At 44.3% G+C, this 18716-nt stretch carries 19 protein-coding genes and 3 pseudogenes; 11 read left to right on the top strand and 11 right to left on the bottom strand.

Translation table 11 applies throughout. From position 1 onward, the window contains the following. Window positions 1-70: 70 nt before the first annotated feature. The 5 genes from N5E84_RS02590 to N5E84_RS02570 all read right to left on the bottom strand — a co-directional run bounded on the left by N5E84_RS02590 (window position 71) and on the right by N5E84_RS02570 (window position 5558). Complete coding sequence (locus N5E84_RS02590) at window positions 71-1201, bottom strand: flagellin (RefSeq protein ID WP_026028066.1); 1131 nt, start codon at window positions 1199-1201, stop codon at window positions 71-73. 285 nt (window positions 1202-1486) lie between these two features. Beyond that, window positions 1487-2620, bottom strand: a complete 1134-nt coding sequence (locus tag N5E84_RS02585) for a flagellin (protein WP_019281599.1) — start codon at window positions 2618-2620, stop codon at window positions 1487-1489. Between the two features lie 243 nt (window positions 2621-2863). Beyond that, window positions 2864-3997, bottom strand: a complete 1134-nt coding sequence (locus tag N5E84_RS02580) for a flagellin (protein WP_019281600.1) — start codon at window positions 3995-3997, stop codon at window positions 2864-2866. Between the two features lie 125 nt (window positions 3998-4122). Beyond that, window positions 4123-5025, bottom strand: a complete 903-nt coding sequence (locus tag N5E84_RS02575) for a Dyp-type peroxidase (RefSeq protein ID WP_019281601.1) — start codon at window positions 5023-5025, stop codon at window positions 4123-4125. Between the two features lie 65 nt (window positions 5026-5090). Beyond that, the gene (locus tag N5E84_RS02570) at window positions 5091-5558 is read right to left on the bottom strand and encodes a DUF2919 domain-containing protein (RefSeq protein ID WP_019281602.1); all 468 of its coding nucleotides are present in this window, start codon (window positions 5556-5558) and stop codon (window positions 5091-5093) included. A 179-nt stretch (window positions 5559-5737) separates the two neighbouring features. On the opposite strand from N5E84_RS02570, the gene N5E84_RS02565 reads away from it, so the two are divergent. Then, a complete protein-coding gene (locus N5E84_RS02565; protein ID WP_069212108.1) occupies window positions 5738-6079 on the top strand; it encodes a DUF2956 domain-containing protein in 342 nt (113 codons plus the stop codon). 4 nt (window positions 6080-6083) lie between these two features. Next, window positions 6084-6437, top strand: coding sequence for a DUF4156 domain-containing protein (locus tag N5E84_RS02560; RefSeq protein WP_019281603.1), 354 nt, complete (start codon window positions 6084-6086; stop codon window positions 6435-6437). A gap of 21 nt (window positions 6438-6458) precedes the next feature. On the opposite strand, the gene N5E84_RS02555 is transcribed toward N5E84_RS02560, so the two are convergent. Next, window positions 6459-6746, bottom strand: coding sequence for a helix-turn-helix domain-containing protein (locus tag N5E84_RS02555; RefSeq protein ID WP_010318729.1), 288 nt, complete (start codon window positions 6744-6746; stop codon window positions 6459-6461). Between the two features lie 202 nt (window positions 6747-6948). On the opposite strand from N5E84_RS02555, the gene N5E84_RS02550 reads away from it, so the two are divergent. From N5E84_RS02550 to N5E84_RS02535, 4 genes are read left to right on the top strand one after another with little or no spacing between them, the layout of a single operon-like run. Next, on the top strand, window positions 6949-7296 hold the full coding sequence (locus N5E84_RS02550; RefSeq protein WP_019281604.1) for an ArsC family reductase: 348 nt from the start codon (window positions 6949-6951) through the stop codon (window positions 7294-7296). A 16-nt stretch (window positions 7297-7312) separates the two neighbouring features. After that, window positions 7313-8446: a succinyl-diaminopimelate desuccinylase gene (gene dapE / locus N5E84_RS02545; RefSeq protein ID WP_017045749.1), complete on the top strand. Its 1134-nt coding sequence runs from the start codon at window positions 7313-7315 to the stop codon at window positions 8444-8446. Window positions 8447-8449: 3 nt separating this feature from the next. Next, entirely contained in the window at window positions 8450-9133 is a 684-nt protein-coding gene (locus N5E84_RS02540; protein WP_019281605.1) for a M15 family metallopeptidase, read from the top strand. A 1-nt stretch (window position 9134) separates the two neighbouring features. Then, window positions 9135-9314, top strand: a complete 180-nt coding sequence (locus tag N5E84_RS02535) for a DUF2897 family protein (RefSeq protein ID WP_170906945.1) — start codon at window positions 9135-9137, stop codon at window positions 9312-9314. A 43-nt stretch (window positions 9315-9357) separates the two neighbouring features. On the opposite strand, the gene bamC is transcribed toward N5E84_RS02535, so the two are convergent. Beyond that, on the bottom strand, window positions 9358-10377 hold the full coding sequence (gene bamC, locus N5E84_RS02530) for an outer membrane protein assembly factor BamC (RefSeq protein WP_019281607.1): 1020 nt from the start codon (window positions 10375-10377) through the stop codon (window positions 9358-9360). 51 nt (window positions 10378-10428) lie between these two features. Next, the gene (gene dapA / locus N5E84_RS02525) at window positions 10429-11307 is read right to left on the bottom strand and encodes a 4-hydroxy-tetrahydrodipicolinate synthase (protein ID WP_029388100.1); all 879 of its coding nucleotides are present in this window, start codon (window positions 11305-11307) and stop codon (window positions 10429-10431) included. A gap of 282 nt (window positions 11308-11589) precedes the next feature. On the opposite strand from dapA, the gene N5E84_RS02520 reads away from it, so the two are divergent. The 3 genes and pseudogenes from N5E84_RS02520 to N5E84_RS02510 all read left to right on the top strand — a co-directional run. Continuing rightward, a complete protein-coding gene (locus N5E84_RS02520) occupies window positions 11590-12132 on the top strand; it encodes a glycine cleavage system protein R (RefSeq protein WP_019281609.1) in 543 nt (180 codons plus the stop codon). A 13-nt stretch (window positions 12133-12145) separates the two neighbouring features. Continuing rightward, window positions 12146-12478 (top strand): annotated as a pseudogene (bcp, locus tag N5E84_RS02515) (thioredoxin-dependent thiol peroxidase); the annotation flags it as partial. A gap of 91 nt (window positions 12479-12569) precedes the next feature. Beyond that, a pseudogene (locus tag N5E84_RS02510) lies at window positions 12570-12893 on the top strand (site-specific integrase); the annotation flags it as partial. A 33-nt stretch (window positions 12894-12926) separates the two neighbouring features. On the opposite strand, the gene N5E84_RS02505 reads toward N5E84_RS02510, so the two are convergent. From N5E84_RS02505 to tnpA, 3 genes are read right to left on the bottom strand one after another with little or no spacing between them, the layout of a single operon-like run. Then, entirely contained in the window at window positions 12927-14459 is a 1533-nt protein-coding gene (locus N5E84_RS02505; RefSeq protein WP_069211897.1) for an IS66-like element ISVa11 family transposase, read from the bottom strand. A 59-nt stretch (window positions 14460-14518) separates the two neighbouring features. Next, a complete protein-coding gene (gene tnpB / locus N5E84_RS02500) occupies window positions 14519-14872 on the bottom strand; it encodes an IS66 family insertion sequence element accessory protein TnpB (RefSeq protein WP_019283195.1) in 354 nt (117 codons plus the stop codon). Beyond that, complete coding sequence (gene tnpA / locus N5E84_RS02495; protein ID WP_095661309.1) at window positions 14869-15189, bottom strand: IS66 family insertion sequence element accessory protein TnpA; 321 nt, start codon at window positions 15187-15189, stop codon at window positions 14869-14871. Before tnpA ends, tnpB begins: the two co-directional genes overlap by 4 nt. 64 nt (window positions 15190-15253) lie before the next feature. On the opposite strand from tnpA, the pseudogene N5E84_RS02490 reads away from it, so the two are divergent. Both N5E84_RS02490 and N5E84_RS02485 read left to right on the top strand, forming a co-directional pair. Next, window positions 15254-16357 (top strand): annotated as a pseudogene (locus N5E84_RS02490) (tyrosine-type recombinase/integrase); the annotation flags it as partial. Continuing rightward, on the top strand, window positions 16357-18705 hold the full coding sequence (locus N5E84_RS02485; RefSeq protein ID WP_019282241.1) for a hypothetical protein: 2349 nt from the start codon (window positions 16357-16359) through the stop codon (window positions 18703-18705). The pseudogene N5E84_RS02490 and the gene N5E84_RS02485, both read left to right, overlap by 1 nt. Window positions 18706-18716: the final 11 nt, after the last annotated feature.

The following is an 18716-nucleotide window of genomic DNA, read 5'->3' as shown; positions in this document are numbered from 1 at the left end:
ATCTCCCTTCCACCTCATAGGTTGGCAGTGAAAACACTGCTTTCCCCACAAAGCTCCATTCGCCTATCGGTTAACCCAATAGACTAAGAGCTGCAGATGGTGACTGCTTCGCCTGTGCCAAAACTGACGTACTCGCTTGCTGCAAAATCTGCGACTTCGTCATTTGGGTTGTTTCACGGGCATAATCAGTATCCTTAATTCGACTACGAGAAGCGTTGACGTTCTCGTTGATGTTATCAAGGTTACTGATGGCATGACCGAAACGGTTCTGGAATGCACCTAACGAGGCGCGTTGGCTATCAACGGCCTTTAGTGCACCATCAATCAAAGCTACAGCTTCCTGAGAGCCGCCAACCGTTGTGACATTGATGTCTTTGACGGTTACGTCTTTACCTGCAGCAAAACCAATCTCAGTACCCAGTCCACCACCAATAGTGACATCGCTTGAGACTTTTTGATTGGCAGCAAACAGTTGCAGTTTACCTTCATCACCGACTGAAGCTTTGATGTCACCATTTTGACCATTAATGTAAGTAGCGACCTCTTCTAAGTCATCACCCGCTTTAGCGTTAATGGTGACTTCGCGAGCTTCTCCTTGTTTATCAGTATAGCTCAGAGTCAGATCCGTCGCATTGGTGACTGACCAGTCAGGCGCTTTGCCATTTGTCGCGACATAGCTCTTACCGCCCATCGCTTTTGTGTCAGAACGCATGTCGCTCATGGAAAGCATCACAGCTTCACCAGAATCGGCACCAATTTGGAAAGATTTATTACCAAACGAACCATTTAGCAGTTTATTACCACCAAACGAGGTTGTTTCAGCAATACGGTTTAATTCATCATTGAGTGCTGAGACTTCCTCTTGGATCGCTTGGCGTTCTGAACTTGAGTTAGAACCGTTTGCTGATTGCAAAGAAAGATCTCGCATACGTTGCAAGATATTGGTGGTTTCATTCATTGCACCCTCTGCGGTTTGTGCAATGGAGATACCATCATTTGCGTTTCTTACCGCCATATCTAAGCCACGGCTTTGTGACGTTAAACGGTTTGAGATTTGTAGACCCGCTGCATCATCACGCGCGCTATTGATTTTATAGCCCGATGACAGACGCTCCATCGATTTCTGCGTACCATCAGCGGCGTTATTTAAATAACGCTGTGCGGTCATTGCAGACACGTTAGTGCTTACATTAATTGCCATATTGATCTCCTTAGGCATTGTGTTGATGTACTTCCGTGTCTCTCACCTCACGTCGGTACACCTCATTTCTCTCGTATCCTTTAACGGCGAAAGATTTATATCCTTTAGAAAAAAATAAGCCTTTTTTTAAAATTTATGCAGCGAGCATGAGAAATGTGATTAGCGTCAAAAAGTAAGAAAGATAATGCTGCATCAACTAACACTTTTTCCACTTTGCCGCTAAGCAAAAAAATCCAGCCGAGGCTGGATTTTCATTAAGGGTAACTCTTGAGCTATTGGGCTCTTTTAGCCAAGTAAGCTAAGTGCCGCTTGTGGCGCTTGTTTTGCTTGAGCCAGCACTGAGCTTGATGCTTGAGAAAGAATTTGCGACTTAGTAAGCGCTGTTGTTTCTTTGGCAAAGTCAGTATCTTTAATACGGCTCTTAGAAGCACTCACGTTTTCGTTAATGTTATCTAAGTTGCTGATTGCATGGCTAAAGCGATTTTGGAATGCACCTAATTGTGCGCGATGGCTATCTACAAATTGCAGTGCAGCATCAACAATGGCAACCGATTCTTGAGCGCCACCCACAGAGGTCACATCAATGACATCTACGGTAACAGCTTGACCAGCTTGCATGCCGAGCTCACCAGCAAGACCACCTGCGAATGTTACAGGGCCTTCTACTTTATTACTGCCAGCGAAGACTTGTAGTTTTCCTTCATCATCAACTGATGCTTTCACCATATCAGTTTGGCCGTTGATGTAAGTCGCCAACTCTTCAATATCATCGCCTTCTTTAGCTGAGATATTGATAGTCTGATCTGTACCTGAAGTATCTTTCAGTGTGATTTGTAGATCGTTGCTGCCGGCTTGAACTGACCAATCTTTATCTTTGCCGTTCGCCGCTTGGTAGCTTGTGCCGCCCATCATAGCATTGTCACTACGCATGTTGTTTAGGCTAAGCATGACGGCTTCACCGTTATCCGCACCGATTTGGAATGACTTAGTTTCAAAAGTACCGTTAAGTAATTTGTTACCACCAAATGATGTGGTTTCTGCGATACGGTTTAACTCGTCATTCAGAGCGGTGACTTCTTCTTGAATCGCTACACGGTCTGCTTTTGAGTTTGAGCCGTTAGCTGATTGTAGTGACAAGTCACGCATACGTTGCAAAATGTTGGTCGTTTCATTCATCGCACCCTCAGCGGTTTGTGCAATAGAAATACCGTCATTCGCATTACGTACTGCTACGTCAAGACCGCGGCTCTGAACATTCAAACGGTTAGAGATTTGTAGGCCTGCCGCATCATCTTTTGCGCTGTTGATTTTAAAGCCAGAAGATAGGCGTTCCATTGATGTTTGTTGTGCATTGCTAGCGCTGTTTAGGTAACGCTGTGCTGTCATCGCTGATACGTTGGTATTTACATTAACTGCCATGGTGATTACTCCAATTGATTTTCCGATGTTTCCGGTTTCCGACGTCTCGGAAAACCAAATAGTTCTCTCAAAGTTACTTTTTATAACGGCGGTATTTTCCAAAGCTTGAGGATTTTTTTTCAATTTTCTTAAAAAAAATGTGTTTAGTGTAAAAAACAGGACGAGAGGTCAAAAACCCACCAAAAAGGTAATAATTTCGCTAAAGAGTTGTTGATAAAGGTCGATAATTGTTGATTTTTATCGCTAGCGAAGTAAGGCCAATGCTAGGTTTGGCTGTTTTTTGGCTTGCGCAAGAATAGAGGTACTGACTTGTTGTAGGATTTGCTGTTTTACCATTTGGGTGGTCTCTTTCGCATAGTCAGTATCTTTAATTCGACTGTTTGAAGAAGCGAGGTTTTCATGTACGTTGTCGAGGTTGTTGATGGCGTGGTTAAAACGGTTTTGCAACGCGCCTAACTCAGAGCGATGGCTATCAACGTACTGCATTGCGGTATCAATGACGGCAACCGCCCGCTGCGCACCACCGACTTCGGTAATATCAATAGTGTCTACTGCTTCATATCCCGTCACATTCATTTGCAACTGATTGGCTAAGCTACCTTTAAAATCAATAGTCCCAGAGGTTTCTTTACCCGCCATGAACAGCTGTAGCTGTCCTTTGTCGTTGACTGACGCCGATACTTTATCGGTTTGCCCATTGATGTAGGTTGCCAACTCTTCAATATCGTCCCCTACTTTTGCTTGGATTTGAATGTTGTGCTGTTTTCCCTTGGCGTCGGTATAGCTCATGGTGAGCAGCCGATTATCTTGTGTCACCCGCCACTGGCTACCCGCCATGCCTGCCGCAACATAGCTAAAGCCCCCCATATCCAAACTGTCTGAACGCATGTTTTTTAACGAAACTTGCACTGCTTCGCCAGAGCTCGCCCCTATCTGAAATGAGGATTGACCAAACGAACCATTCAGTAACTTACGACCACCAAAAGAGGTGGTTTCAGCAATTCGGTTTAATTCATCGTTCAAGGCGCTCATTTCTTCCTGTAAAGCTTGCCTATCCGCTTTACTATTCGCGCCATTCGCCGACTGCAAAGAGAGATCTCGCATACGCTGAAGCAGGCTGGTTGTCTCTTGCATTGCACCTTCAGCAGTCTGCATGATTGAAATGCCATCATTAGCATTGCGTACAGCGACATCTAAGCCCCTCATTTGCGACTCAAGACGATTCGAAATTTGTAAACCCGCAGCATCATCTTTGGCACTATTAATACGCTTCCCGGAAGCAAGACGCTCCAAAGATTGATTCAACATTTCGCTTGCTGAGCCTAAGTGACGCTGCGCAATCAAAGCGGGAACATTGGTATTAACGGTAATTGCCATAACAGACCCATGCCATAGAATGAATGATCTCTTTATCGGACAGTAGACGCTTTTCTTTACATAAAATGCTTAAAAAAGAAAAACCGAGCACAAGGCTCGGTCCGATAGTAGGTCAGTATTGAAACTTACTTTAGTTCAAGATGTTGCAGCATCTCAGCTGAAGGGGCAAAAAAGTACGCACCCGTTACGGCTTTGGTAAAGCGCAGCAGTTGGTCTGTTTTACCATCCGCCACACCATACATACTTTCCAACATCACTTTAAAGTTATGCAGCGTATGGCAATAAGCAATGAATAGTAAACCGTGCTCACCACTCACCGTACCGTAAGGTAAGCTATGACGAACAATTTTCAGCCCTTTCCCCTCTTCTTTTATATCGACACGGCCAACGTGAGACGCTGCAGGTACATTATCAAGCTCAATCGAATCAGGCTTAGTGCGCCCAATAACTTTTTCTTGCGCCGCCACATTTAAGCGATTCCAAGCTGGAAGGTTATGCACAAAACGCTGCAACATCACATAGCTGCCGCCAGCAAATTCACCATCAGCAATCAGTGCAACTTCTTGACGTTTTTCGGCTTTAGGGTTTTCAGTGCCATCGATAAAGTCCGTCATATCTCGCGCATCTAAGTAACGAAATGAGTAGGTTTCATCCACCATTTCAACCAACTCAGCCACAGATTCCATCCATTTACGCAACACATAAAACAGCAAGTCATGACGATGAGAATGGCAGTGAATCAACACATCCACCTCGGTACTTGGTGCTATGGTTTCGCCTTTACCAAGCTCAGGAAAATCAATCAGCTCTTGTGGTATGCTTTGGTTTAAACGCTGCCAAAAGGTGCGAGTAAATGCGACCGACACGGTTAATTCAGCGCCGGGTTGATGTTGATTTATCTCATTGACTAAAGCGGGCAATGCTTTCAATTGCGCTAAAACATGCGCCGGATTTTGCTTTACTTTTAAAAGGCTAAATAGTGCAAACGGACCTGCTTCAGGCAGAATCGCGGTTTGAGGTTGTGTCATAAAATATCCTCACTTACTTATTTTGCTCAGTGTAATTCAGTTTTTGGGGGCGACCTTGATTGGGATCACGCCTTGTCTATGATCGGGATAGAAAAACAATCACGCACACTTTTACTCTTCAGTAGATATAGACCAAACCATAACAGCACCAACAGTGTGCTTGCATTGGCCCAATTAAAAACGCCGTGCTCTAAATAGATATGATAAAGCGTTTGTATAAATTGCAAGATAACCATAAGTAACGTCAGCGGTTTTCCCATACTGACGATGCGGTTTAGCCACGATCGTTCAGGAGCACGTAAGCTGATAAGCCACATCAGAATGATACTTGGCAACCCCATAATCAACCCCAAATAAAGCATCGAATGGTCTGGGTAAACAATGGTTAAAATCGTCGTGCCATTATCTCGGCTTGCTCCTGCCACCACGAAAACAATCCAAGCTTTTGCCAAAAATAACCAACCAAGCCAGATAAGTTTAGGGGCTTTAAGAAAACCATGCTGGTCGTATCGCTCTAACGCATAACGCATCAATACCTTCGCTCTTTTAAAAAAACGTTTTTACTTTAGCGAATCGATTTCAAATAGCTAGCCAGATCTTTTGCTCTTGACCAGTTTCTAACTTGAACATCACGCATAGTGATCAATCTCAATAGTGAAGGATGACGATACGTGATAGGGTGAGCGCCTGTCTATAGCCGCTTGTAAACGTTATGAATAAAACGATTATTCCCTCAGAACAAACTCAGCAACAAGCCATGAAAGTCGCCTTAGCCACTCAGAAGCAGGGACAAACTAAAGAGCAAACCAAGCTGATCGCCCAAGGTATTGAGAAAAGCATAGCCTTGTATAAAAAGCAGCAAAAAGAGAAAAACCGACAAGCAGATAAAGCTAAAAAAAGAGCATTGCAGCTAAAGAAAACCGCACAAAATACGGAAGAAGAACCCGCACATATTGAAACTGCATCCAGCTTGGTATCGACCTCATGGTTACCTTGGGCACTGCTGATCGTGAGCTGGCTTGGTTTTATCTCTTATCTAGTTCTGAAAGGTTAAACTTATGAAAAGACTCTCTATATTATTGCTGACAGCGCTAATGATAGGCTGTAGCTCATCACACAACCCACTCCCAAACGATGCAGATCGCATCCAGATCCGTACTGATGCCGGATTTGATGCTGGTCAGTGTGACTGGTTAGGGGATGTGACAGGCAGTGAAGGTTACTGGTTCAGCTCTTGGCTCATTCCCAATGACAGATTGATTCGAAGGGCGGTAAACGAGCTAAAAACTCACGCTCATCAACTGGGAGGCGATACAGTAACGCTCGACTACTCCAATTATTTCAAAACCTCTGTCACGATTTTCGGTACTGTTTATCGTTGCTTACCCAATGTGGATATGAAAACACCATAAAAAAAGCCAGCAAATGCTGGCTTATGCACTAAATCCAAGGCTAGTCGCAATATCACAGCGACGATCTAATACCCATTGACTATCAAATGGCCCCCAATCAGAGAGTTGATAGTAACCATCATTGTGACGCCTTCCATCTTGAACAAACATCAGTTCAATCCCTATTCCTGGCAGTGCTTTCAGGACATCCTGAATCGTACGGCGAGGCCACCCCGTTTTTTCGATGAGTTTGGGCACGTTTGGTCTTTCAAGGCTTTCTACTAACAAAGCTAAATACAGTCGCCTTGCAAAAACAGGACTCAGTTCCATTGACACCTCCTATTACTGTGCCGCTTCATTATTTCTGTTTTCACATTTAGAGTGTTGCGTTCGATCAATAACTTTCCAATCGTAAGCAACTGAAACACATTTTTTTAAACAACGAAATAAAAGCATCTCTATTTTGTAAGCCACAGCGCTTCCTGATAGGATTTGACCATTAAAAAAATAATACGCCTCAACAAGGATTTTTATGACGATCACCATGTATGGCATTCCCAACTGCGACACCATTAAAAAAGCACGGAAATGGTTGGAAGCTGCGGGGGTGGATTACCAATTTCATGACTACCGCAAACAAGGTATTGATGCCGAGCTCGTGGCTCAATTTTGCCAAGCGCTTGGTTGGGAAAATGTACTCAATAAACGCGGTACAACCTTTCGTCAGCTCACGCCCTCACAAAAAGAGTCGTTAGATGCTCACAGTGTTGTGACCTTGCTGGTTGAACAGCCTGCTATGATCAAACGACCTATTTTATTGGTCGATACCCATTACCATCTCGGTTTTAATGCTCAGCAATACGTTGCTATTTTCTCTTAATACAAGGATTTCAAGGATGACAGACAGCCCTGTACTGGCGCTCGCAAAAGATCTCATTAGTCGCCAATCAGTAACTCCTGAGGATGCAGGTTGCCAGGACCTGATGATTAAACGCTTACAAGCGCTAGGGTTTGAAGTGGAAACAATGGTCTTTGAAGATACCACTAATTTTTGGGCTCGCCGCGGCACTCAATCGCCTCTTTTTGCCTTTGCTGGCCATACGGATGTGGTTCCCGCGGGTCCTTTGGCGCAGTGGCATACAGCGCCGTTTGAACCTACTGTAATTGATGGTTATTTACATGGGCGCGGGGCGGCAGATATGAAAGGCTCGCTTGCTTGCATGGTTGTCGCTGTCGAGCGCTTTATTGAACAGCACCCTAACCATCAAGGTTCGATTGCCTTTTTGATCACTTCAGATGAAGAAGGGCCATTCATCAATGGCACCACTCGCGTAGTCGATACGTTAATGGCGCGTAATGAGCCAATTGATATGTGTATCGTCGGTGAGCCATCGAGTACATTAAATGTGGGCGATGTGATAAAAAATGGCCGTCGTGGCTCAATTACAGGCGATCTACAGATAAAAGGGATTCAAGGACACGTTGCTTATCCTCACCTTGCTAATAACCCGATTCACCAAGCCTTGCCTGCGTTAGCCGAACTTGCGGCAATAAAATGGGATGAAGGGAACGCTTATTTCCCACCGACCAGCTTCCAAATTCCAAACTTGCAAGCTGGCACGGGAGCATCAAACGTCATCCCCGGTGAGTTTGACGTGCAGTTTAACTTCCGTTTCAGTACCGAGTTAACCGATGAAGAGATCAAGCGCCGCGTGCATTCTATCTTAGATGCCCATGGATTGGATTATGAATTACGCTGGACATTAAGCGGCCAACCTTTCTTGACCGATACGGGCTCATTACTGACTGCCGTCGTTAAAGCCGTCGATGAGGTGAACCACAAATCCCCAGAGCTATTGACGACAGGGGGCACATCTGATGGACGCTTTATTGCCCAGATGGGCGCACAAGTGGTCGAACTTGGTCCTGTTAACGCGACAATTCATAAAGTTAACGAGTGCGTTAAGATTGCCGATTTAGAGAAACTGACGGATATGTACCAAAAAACCCTAGAGAATTTATTGGTGTAACCCATGACTCCAGAGCAGTTGACCGGACAAACCGACTCCCATTTAACATCAGTGCTGATTGGGCAGAAATCTTTCTTGGTTCACCCCGGGGTGATCCAAGATTTGCTCGCTCTAAAGCAAGCGGCTGACGACGCTGGTTTTGATTTCCATATCGCCAGTGGGTTTCGTGATTTTGAACGCCAGTTGAACATCTGGAATCGGAAAATGTCAGGGCAAGCCGAATTACTTGATAATAACAGTCAACCGGTAAACCCTGCTCAGTTAAGCGAAGAACAAAAGATATTCACGATTTTGCGCTGGTCAGCGCTGCCCGGTAGCAGCCGCCACCATTGGGGGTGTGACTTTGATGTTTTTGATCGCAAAGCATTACCGACAGGTGTCACACTCAAGCTTGAACCGTGGGAATATCTCTCAGGCCACCAAGCTCCTTTTTATCAATGGATGAAAGAGCATTTACCTAAGTTTGGTTTTTTCTTCCCCTACCAAGGAAAGAAAGGCGGTGTTGCGTTTGAACCTTGGCATATTAGCCACAAAACAGCGGCTAAAGACTGTCTTAACCTGTTGACGCCAAGCATATTGGCGACACAGCTTGAAAACATGCCGCTCCTAGGTGTGTCGACGGTACAAGAGAACTTAGATCGGATCTACACTCAGTACATTGTTAACATCAGCCAACCGGAGTCCTGATATGGAATTCATTACCAACCCTTGGGTTATCACTATTGTAATCTTAGCGGTGTTTATCGGTAATATTGCCGCGCTGAAATACACGGCTAACATGAAATTTGGCTTGAAAGGGAAAAAGAGTGATCTGGATAAACTCAACGAACTTGATAAGCACGAAGACTCAGATTCAGAGCAAAAATAAAGGGACTTTCGTCCCTTTATTTTTCATGGATTCGTCATCACAATTACTGACGCTCGGCAATCGCCGACAGTACAGGCACCATATCTTTCAATAGCTCTTCTTCCACCGGTTTGCCAGCTGAATTGGTCACGTTGATCGAGGTACGGTTGCCTAGATCACCTAATAAGAAGGTGTAAGTTCCACTTTTCAGCGAGATAGGTTTCACGCCAATGTCTTGCCAAAAAGCGTCATCTGGCGCGGAGTATTTCGCTTTTATTGTACCTTGAGATTGGTTGCGCTCTTCGAGCGCAAAACCGATCTGCGGCATAAGATTAGGCAAACGTTGCCACAGAACATCGTAAGAGGTACGAGCAATAATTACAGGGAAACCACTACGGTCACTGCCCATCGTAATGGGGATCTGTTTAACCAACTGTTGAGCTTTACGTGCTGCTTCTTGACGTAGATCGGTATCGTAACGAGCCGTGACCAAATTGGTCATGAACGCATTATAACGCTCTTTATTGGTGGCACTCACTGACATCTCTTTGCCACCTTCACGCCAACCAGTCAATGAAATCTTAAAGCCAAAACGATTATTCGCCATTACCCGTGAGATTTGGTAGCGGCTACCAATCTCAACTTCTTCATCTTCGGAAACCCAAGTCACCCAATCAGTATCAATCTGGTTTTCACTTTGTGCAGCGATACCAATATCTCGCTCTTTAAGCATGGCTAACGCAGTTTGCCACACCTTATCGGCTTCATCTTGCTTGATCATCCATAATGTCACTTCGCCATTTTGACGCTCTGCACGCGCACCAGGGATCAATTCTAAGACTTGTTGAGGAGGACGAATGTCCACACTGCGGCCAATACCACCTTGGAATTCACCTTCTGGTATTTGGTAGTTAAGATAAAACTGCGGGGTGGCTCCTTCTGGAAGTTGCCACTCTTTTAAAGCAGGGGTTTCTAAATAAGCAAAATCATCTTTTGCTTGGCGACGCTGAGAAGGGTTACCAGCACATGCGCTTAAAACAAAAACAGCTAGTGAACTAATAACTAGCTGATGAGTAAATTTCATTAAAACTCCTAGACTGCCGAGGAAAAAACCTCGGCACAATATTGAATCGATTTAGAAGATACAAGCTTCGGTCATGGCTTGGGCAACAGCTGGTCGTGCTGGTTCAGACAGTTCAGTCAAAGGTAGACGTAGATCACCATTTGTAATCAATCCCATTTTGTGAGCAGCCCATTTCACTGGGATCGGGCTCGACTCAACAAACAGACCTTTATGCAAAGGCATTAAACGTTGATTAATAAGCTCAGCCTCGTCGAATCGGCCTTGTAATGCTAAGTGCATCATCTGCGCCATATCTTTAGCGGCAATATTATTCGTCACCGAAATCACGCCTTGTCCACCCAATTTAACGAACTCTAAACCTGTCGCGTCATCACCACTTAATAAGATAAAGTCTTTTCCACAAAGTTCACGATGCAGAGCCACTCGGCTCAAATCACCCGTTGCATCTTTTAAGGCGACAATCGTTTTAATTTCAGCAAGGCGGGCAACCGTTTCAGGGCGTAAATCCACCGCGGTACGGCCAGGTACATTATAGAGAATCTGTGGAATATCAGTCTCTTGAGAAATTGCTTTGTAGTGTTGAAATAAACCTTCTTGGGTTGGTTTATTGTAATAAGGAGTCACACTTAAACAGCCAGCAATACCTGTATTATTTAATAAACGGCTAAACGTTACCGCCTCATGAGTAGCATTCGCACCCGTTCCCGCAATCACAGGAATACGTCCTTCGGCAAACTCGACGGTTTTTGCGACAACTTTGACATGCTCTTCAACGGTTAGCGTGGCAGATTCACCCGTTGTTCCGACGGCAACAATGGCGTCAGTTCCGGCTGTCACGTGAAAGTCCACCAGCTTCTTCAAACTAACAAAATCAACCTCACCATCATGATTAAACGGTGTAATGAGCGCTACGATACTTCCTGAAAACATGTCCATCTCCCTAATTTGTTACTTTCTGCATGGTACTGTAAGGCGATTGAAAAACACAAGGGATTAAATTCGCTTAATCAGCCCATTTGGATGAATATTTATCAGATGTTAGAGGTTTAACAAACAACATCAATTAAGGGCAAACTTTATAGCGGATCTGAATATGTCGATGTCAACAACACGTTATTTTCAAGACGGAGTTCTTAAAAAGCTATTCCACCACCGTTCCTCTATAATTTAACTGTGATAACATGCCCAAAACGATAAAAGTGAAGCGATATTATGACTCAGCATCTAGTGATCACTGCTGTAGGGACAGACCGCCCTGGTATCTGTAATGAAGTGGTACGTTTAGTTACGCAATCAGGCTGCAATATCATCGATAGCCGAATTGCGTTGTTTGGCAAAGAGTTCACGCTCATCATGCTGGTCTCTGGCAATACAAACCACATCACCCGAGTAGAGACAACCTTACCTCTATTAGGCCAACAACATGATCTCATCACTATCATGAAACGTACATCACCTCATGATTATCAAGATAATGCCTATACGGTTGAAGTGTTTGTTGAGTCTGAAGACAAAATTGGCCTAACAGAGAAATTCACTCAATTTTTTGCCAATCGTAATATTGGTATGGCTTCACTGAGTGCGCAGACGATTCATAAATCGAAGTTACATCTTGATCACAACCAATTTCATATTGCCATTACCGCCAGTGTCGATTCAGGGTGTAACTTAATGCAACTACAAGAAGAATTTGACAGTTTATGCAAGACACTGGATGTACAAGGTTCGCTCAACTTTATAAAAAACAGTCAATAAAAAAGGAAGAATAATGAAAACGCTTACTGCAGGCACGCCAGCACCTGCTTTTTCACTTTTAGATCAAGATGGAAATACCGTTTCCCTTGCTGATTTCTCAGGGAAAAAGGTGTTGTTCTACTTTTACCCTAAAGCCATGACACCAGGTTGTACTGTTCAGGCTCAAGGCCTTCGAGATGTAAAAGCGGAACTCGATGCTCACAACGTAGTGGTACTCGGAGTCAGCACCGATCCCGTTAAGCGTTTAGGAAAGTTCATTGAACGTGATCACTTAAACTTTACTTTATTATCCGATGAAGACCACGTGGTTGCTGAGCAGTTTGGCGTATGGGGTGAGAAGAAGTTTACCCTTAGAAATTTTTCATGACAAATAACCTTGATGTTTCTTTATGACAAATCTATCTTTGATATGTGGGTAACATATCGAGGATTGTTTTGTGATAGAAACGCATGAAGAAAAATGTTCCGATGTTTATGATGACTACCGACTGTTTTCCGTCGAAGTCGATACATTAGCCAAGCTGAAAATTTCAGAGAGTACCAATACTGAATCTGGAGAGGAGACACATTCTCCCTACCTTTCCCCTTCCAATCTGGAATCACGCCTAAAGAAAACCGATATCATCATTGCTCCTGATGGGACTATTGTTTATCCACAATCGTTATACCTAGTGTCTAAATTGCGTGGTGAAGAGGCCGTCAAAGACACTGGCTCCATCGCGAAAGGCTTGCTAGCTTTCACTCGTTATCTAGGTTCCACTGTATCCGCCCCATGATCCCACGGGGCGATATTGTTAGTGTTGGAAGTTCCAAGGCAGGAGTGCATCGATATCAGGCTCAGATTTCGCTAGCTCTTTCATGCACTTAACCATGTAGTCGTAAAGGATAAGGCCGTTGGCTTTCGCTGTCTCGACGATACTGTAAAGCATCGCGCTCGCTTCAGCTCCATTGGGATTGGTCGAGAAGAGCCAGTTCTTTCTGCCTATAACCAGCGGTTTTATTGCGCGTTCAGCACGATTATTGTCTATCGATAAGTGACCGTCATCGATATAGCGGCTCAGCTTCGGCCACTGACCGAGCGTGTATTTTATCGCTTTACCCAGCGGGCTAGACTCAAGCACTTTCTGAGTTGTCATCCATTCATAAAGCTCATCCAGTATCGGCTTAGCATGCTCTTGGCGCTCTGCTTTCCGTTTTTCGGCACAGGCACCTTTTAAGCGTGATTCTATTCCATAGAGTTTCTGGATTTTAGCCAATGCACTATCCGCTTTGCCTGACTTGCCTTTGCCTTGCAGCTTTTTCGCCTCCATGAACTTGCGCCGAGCATGCGCCAAGCAACCGACATTGGTGACGAGATGAAGCCCATCATAAACACCATAGCCATCGGTTTGTAGATAACCACTGTAATCCCCCAAGAAGGCAACAGGGCACGCCCTAGCTCGACTGTTTTGATAGTCGTACAAGACGATATTTCTCACATTAGGGAGGGCGGCTTCAGGCGAGTCTGCGCCCGAGCAGTAAAGCCACATATAACACTGTTTATCTTCTTTGAGGACATTGAGCGGCGTTTCATCCGCCTGAATCACCACTTGCTCAAGTAGGTGCGTTTTTAAGGCCGCGTAAAGTGGAGCGAACTTCTCACTGACTTGGATAATCCACCTTGCCATGGTGGTTCGTGAGAGTTCGATACCCGACTGGGTAAACAGGGATTCTTGGCGGTAAAGTGGCATCGCGTATTGATATTTGCCGAGGATGATATTGGCCAACAAGCTTTCTGTGGCGAAGCTCTTCGGGATAATGCTTTGCGGCGCTGGCTTTTGAACGACGTGGTTTTTGTCTTCTGTTTGCTCGCATTGGCGGCAAGCATATTTAGGACGAACATATTCCAACACTTTTAGTACCGCTGGCGTGAACTCAAGTTTCTCGCTACGGTCTTCACCGATTTTATGCAGGTTATGTTGACAGCAAGTGCACTGCTTTTCATCGTCGTTTAAATCGAGTTCGATAACTTCACGAGGCAAGGTCTTTGGCAGTGGTTTGCGTTTACCACGTTTCTTCTTTGTGATGGTCGTTGTGACAACTTCAACCTCTTCTTCCTTAGCGGCCTCACACTCCGCTTCGTTGAAGAGATCACCTTGAGATTCATCGTAAGGCTTTAACGCCTCCGAGCGTTTAGCGAACTGACGGTCGAAGGCAAGTTTGAGCTGTTCAAGCAGCGATTGACGCTCTTGTTTCAATTGGGTTTCTGACGCCAACAGCGCTTTCACCATCGCTTGTAGCTCGGCAACATCTTGGCTTTCTGAGTTGATATTTGGCGTCTTTTTCATGGCATTGATTATACTAAAATCATGCCGTTAATGCTTGGTGGATATGGCTATATTATCGCTTAAGTCATTGTAAAATCGTTTATTCTAACGGGTTTATGGCCGATAATCGTGAAGCCAGAAAGCAGTCTGTCAAGCTCGAATTGAGTTAGGGTAAACACCTCATTTTGCTCTTTTGATGGCCACTTGTACTTGGCTTTTTCAAGGCGCTTGTACCAAAGAGCAAAGCCTGTTTTATCCCAGTACAGCACTTTGATTTTGTCGCGCTGTTTGTTGGTGAACAGGAACAGTGCGCCGCTGCCCAAGGGCAAGTCGGTGTCATTTTCGATAATCGCAGCGAGGCCGTTGATGGACTTTCTAAAATCGACGCTTTCGCGATAGAGATAGATTTCGGGAGCACTGAGCATACGTTTCATGACAGCGCACCGATAAGCTCTGCGAGATAGGTCGCTGGCGTGCCTTGTGGGATGCTCAGTTCAACATCATTGACGAGCAGCGCCATATTGGCAACGACAACGTGAGTGGCTTGATACTTTGTGGTCTTTTCAACGACTTCTGCTTTAACAAAGCCAACCGTGTTCGGTTTTTCGATGTGCTTTAACTGTTGGCGCTTAGCGTAAAAAGTGGAGAGGCTCAGTCCGTTACGTTCACAGAATAATCGTTGTGATAGTTGGCTGGATTCATAGTGTTCGAACAGGGTTCGCCATTCTTGGTTAGTGCGTCGTTTGGCCATTTCAAATCTCCTTTGGGTTGGAGGTTTGATCTTATTATTCGGGCTAGGTGATTAGAATGCGGGGTTTATGACGCGCTTACGTTCCACTCACTACTCTCAAGTAGATGAAGATGGTCATGAAATACCACCTGAATACCTAACCTATAAAACGTTGTCCAAGTATGAAGAAGAAGGGGCACCTTGGCGGTTTGCTGAGTTTCTGCTTGCAAACTGCAATAATATTGAAGGTGCTAATGGCGATGAAGCTTTTAGTTTATCTACCGCTAGAAGTTATATGAGTGCCGTGATTGGATTCTATAAATGGATGCAAAAATACGGCCACATCAAAAATAACGATCGGAATATTGTTACCCACTACACAACTGGAACTGCGCTTCAAGAGTTAAACCAACACGATATGTTGGCTCACACAAAATCCGGCTCTGAACGTACTTATGAAGCCTCCAATATCATGAGGATGTTTCCTAAAAAAGAGAACACACCCGCCCATAAAAAACTCAAGCCTATGCACCCTGATCACAAGGCTTTATTTAATGAGCATGTAACGTCTCTCCCAAAGTCGACAGAATTAATCTATCGGCTATGCGCCGACGCGGGGCTTAGAATTGACGAAGCCATTCACTTCCCCGCTAATGACATAGGAAAGGCTGACTACAGTGATTTGGACGCAGTACCAGTCAAAATCACTCGCACAAAAGGCAGTAAGGAACGCACCGTCGACATTCCCATTACGCTGTACGAAGAGCTAGAGATATACAAAGAAAGTCACGCACGACTTAAAAACCTAACCAAACGCAATGAGCTTGTTCCGTCAGGAGAGAAGTTAGATACCGTAGATTACCTATTTCTTTCAAATAAAGGGACGCCTTACTCGGTCAATACTTTAGAAACGTACTTTTCAAACCTTCGAAAACAGATACGAGAAGTGAACTCTTCTTGGTATTACCGTATTCATGATTTGCGTTCGACCTTTGCCACTCATTGGCTTTGGAAGGAGTCAAAAGAACGCGGTGTTGGCTATGACTACCTGATGGATGAATTAGCTCAATTAATGGGGCATGCAAGCACGTCAACCACTGAAAAGTACATTAAGTACATGAATAAGCTGGACGACCAAATCAGCATGGCTAAGGCCAAAAACCGCAAAATAAACGGAGGTTGGTCTTAATGGCGAAAAGTAAAATCGCAAGACATTCAAAAACCATTAAGCGTGTGCACAACAGTCAAAATGTCATTTCTTTAAATCTGACGATTCCTTATAAAGATTCGAACTCAAGTCAACCAAAGCAGATCGATGTTTCCCATCTATTGCATTTAAGGAATAACAAGGAAAGTGAAAAAGTAGACAGCCGAACCGTATTTATTAGACGCTTTTGCGAAAAAGCTAACCAATATGTCAGTAATGGTAACTCAGCAAGAACCATCAGTTCATTCTACGAAAATTTACGCTCCTATATTGCTTTTTGTGATACGGTAAATGTTGACCCATTCACCGAAAGTGGTTATCTAAAGTTTGCTGGCAACGATGGCGAGTTAAGGCATCGTATCAAAATGTTTAGCCCTTCAAAACGCCTATGGGAATACAATAATGGTGATGAGTTAGGGATTAAAGAATCGACAGCACCGAGCATGCTTACAGCACTTCGCAATGCACTCGATTGGTGTGGCTTGCCTATTTCTGATTGGGCTTTACTTCATAGGGGGTTTGTAGGAGAAAATACGCCATATAAGGGGTACTCAGATAAGGAAGAAAAGCTTCTTGTGACACGGTTAGAGGCGTTATTCTTCACTGTTGCGCCACAGCTTATTGCTGCCAAAGAAAACAACATCCCCTTACCAGAAACGCTTCCCTTTATTCTTGCCCTTGGTAAACATGAGGAAGTGATTCAAATCCCAACATCATTGGAAGCGCGAATTACAAGTCGCAGTAAAGTTGGCACCGCTGTTAATTCTGGCGCAGCCTTTAATCTCACAATGGGTGCTGCCTATCATCTGTTGTGCTTTTTCACTTCACTCAATGACAGTAACATTCGAGATATTGCCCACCCAATTAAGGTTCATACAGAAGAGCGAGATAAGAGCCTACAAGTGGTAAAGGTCTCAAGCCATAAGCCTAGAGCGAACAAAGCAGTCGATGCCCTATTGGTGGGTGAGCAGTTTGACGTGGATAAGCGTGGCGGGGTAAAGTTTATACAGTTACTAGAGCGACTGTCCAAATTGTACGGTAACAGTGAAGATGGCTCTGAGTTACTTTTTACCCTTAATAATCACGCTGATGTGAATCATACCTTTAATTTGCAAGAGATAAATAAAAGGCTCGTTAACCAACTACACCTGCTATCTCCATATAGGGCTGAAAGCCTACCTTGGTTCAAAGAGCTGTTTTACGCCCATCGAAACCAACAAACTATCACGTTAAAGAAAGTCATTAATCACCTGGGTCGCTCTATTGTTCATAAAGAACTAAAGGCAACAAGCAAAACCAAAGCAGGGCAAGGGGCGACCAATAGTGCCTATTGTCTTTTATCTTGCTACACCGACTTACCGCTTAAAGGGATTTTACTTCCGCTCACATACTCCGAAAAAGACAGCAATGGCAATGTTACCGTTTCTTTTAAATATAGGAATGGCATCGGCGCCTTCTTTAAAGTCCCCGCTTCTGATTTAGCTGTAATCAAAGAGATTGAGCAATACGCGAATGAAAAAGCAAACAAGCAGCCCAAGAAATATGAGCGACTGCTTTTAGCAAAAAATAGAAATGACACCCCTAAAGATTGGGAGGGCATCAGCCCTATTTCAGCAGAGCTAATGCGGACTTGGTCTGTTGAACCAAACCATTACTACCTCTCTCTTCAATCGAGTCGCTGGCGAGAAATGACCAGTAACCAAGCCTATGCTGAGGGTGGGATTCAAGGCGCTCAAAGCTTACTCCAAAACGCGAAGGAAACGTTAGAGAGAAGTTACCTTAACGGGCATCCATTATTAAATAAAGTCATCCTATCTCAGAGTATAGAAGTCATTGAAAACCTCGATGATGAAACGAGCTTAGAGCAAGCAAAAGATATTGTGGTTAAAAGGCGTGGCATTCCGATGTTGTCACACGATGAGTGGGAAAAAAAGCGCACAGCAGGGAATGCTAAAACCAACCCCAATGGTCTAACTTGTAATGGGCAACAAGCCATTAGTGATGGCAAAAACACGCAGCGAGAAACAAACTACGCAGTAGGCATAAGCTTACCTTGTGCTGAATTTGATATGTGTTACAAGTGCCAATCAGCCAAGGCGGTAGATGATGTTGAAGCTGTTTATAAGCTCATTTCATACATAGATGTTCTTAAAGAAACACTTGATATGTACCCTGATGCGAAAAGTGATATTCATGAGAAAATTGAACAGTTTGAATATACGCTAGACGGGGCTAGTGACGATGTGTTTGACGGGGCTATGAAGCGATTTAATTCCCAAAGTCGTCACCCAAGAGTCTCTCTCGATCACGCTCTTTTATCCATATACTGACGGAGGCTAAA

Source organism: Vibrio sp. J502, assembly GCF_025397955.1.
Taxonomy (GTDB): Bacteria; Pseudomonadota; Gammaproteobacteria; order Enterobacterales; family Vibrionaceae; genus Vibrio; species Vibrio anguillarum.
The sequence above is the reverse complement of the archived record's forward strand: the minus strand, read 5'-3'. Positions and strand labels throughout refer to the sequence as shown.

Coding starts and splice junctions, on each gene's coding strand:
- N5E84_RS02590 (WP_026028066.1), bottom strand. CDS start 1,201: ATGGCAATTAATGTAAGCACTAACGTGTCTGCAATGACCGCACAGCGT.
- N5E84_RS02585 (WP_019281599.1), bottom strand. CDS start 2,620: ATGGCAGTTAATGTAAATACCAACGTATCAGCGATGACAGCACAGCGT.
- N5E84_RS02580 (WP_019281600.1), bottom strand. CDS start 3,997: ATGGCAATTACCGTTAATACCAATGTTCCCGCTTTGATTGCGCAGCGT.
- N5E84_RS02575 (WP_019281601.1), bottom strand. CDS start 5,025: ATGACACAACCTCAAACCGCGATTCTGCCTGAAGCAGGTCCGTTTGCA.
- N5E84_RS02565 (WP_069212108.1), top strand. CDS start 5,738: ATGAATAAAACGATTATTCCCTCAGAACAAACTCAGCAACAAGCCATG.
- N5E84_RS02560 (WP_019281603.1), top strand. CDS start 6,084: ATGAAAAGACTCTCTATATTATTGCTGACAGCGCTAATGATAGGCTGT.
- N5E84_RS02555 (WP_010318729.1), bottom strand. CDS start 6,746: ATGGAACTGAGTCCTGTTTTTGCAAGGCGACTGTATTTAGCTTTGTTA.
- N5E84_RS02550 (WP_019281604.1), top strand. CDS start 6,949: ATGACGATCACCATGTATGGCATTCCCAACTGCGACACCATTAAAAAA.
- dapE (WP_017045749.1), top strand. CDS start 7,313: ATGACAGACAGCCCTGTACTGGCGCTCGCAAAAGATCTCATTAGTCGC.
- N5E84_RS02540 (WP_019281605.1), top strand. CDS start 8,450: ATGACTCCAGAGCAGTTGACCGGACAAACCGACTCCCATTTAACATCA.
- N5E84_RS02535 (WP_170906945.1), top strand. CDS start 9,135: ATGGAATTCATTACCAACCCTTGGGTTATCACTATTGTAATCTTAGCG.
- bamC (WP_019281607.1), bottom strand. CDS start 10,377: ATGAAATTTACTCATCAGCTAGTTATTAGTTCACTAGCTGTTTTTGTT.
- dapA (WP_029388100.1), bottom strand. CDS start 11,307: ATGTTTTCAGGAAGTATCGTAGCGCTCATTACACCGTTTAATCATGAT.
- N5E84_RS02520 (WP_019281609.1), top strand. CDS start 11,590: ATGACTCAGCATCTAGTGATCACTGCTGTAGGGACAGACCGCCCTGGT.
- N5E84_RS02505 (WP_069211897.1), bottom strand. CDS start 14,459: ATGAAAAAGACGCCAAATATCAACTCAGAAAGCCAAGATGTTGCCGAG.
- tnpB (WP_019283195.1), bottom strand. CDS start 14,872: ATGAAACGTATGCTCAGTGCTCCCGAAATCTATCTCTATCGCGAAAGC.
- tnpA (WP_095661309.1), bottom strand. CDS start 15,189: ATGGCCAAACGACGCACTAACCAAGAATGGCGAACCCTGTTCGAACAC.
- N5E84_RS02485 (WP_019282241.1), top strand. CDS start 16,357: ATGGCGAAAAGTAAAATCGCAAGACATTCAAAAACCATTAAGCGTGTG.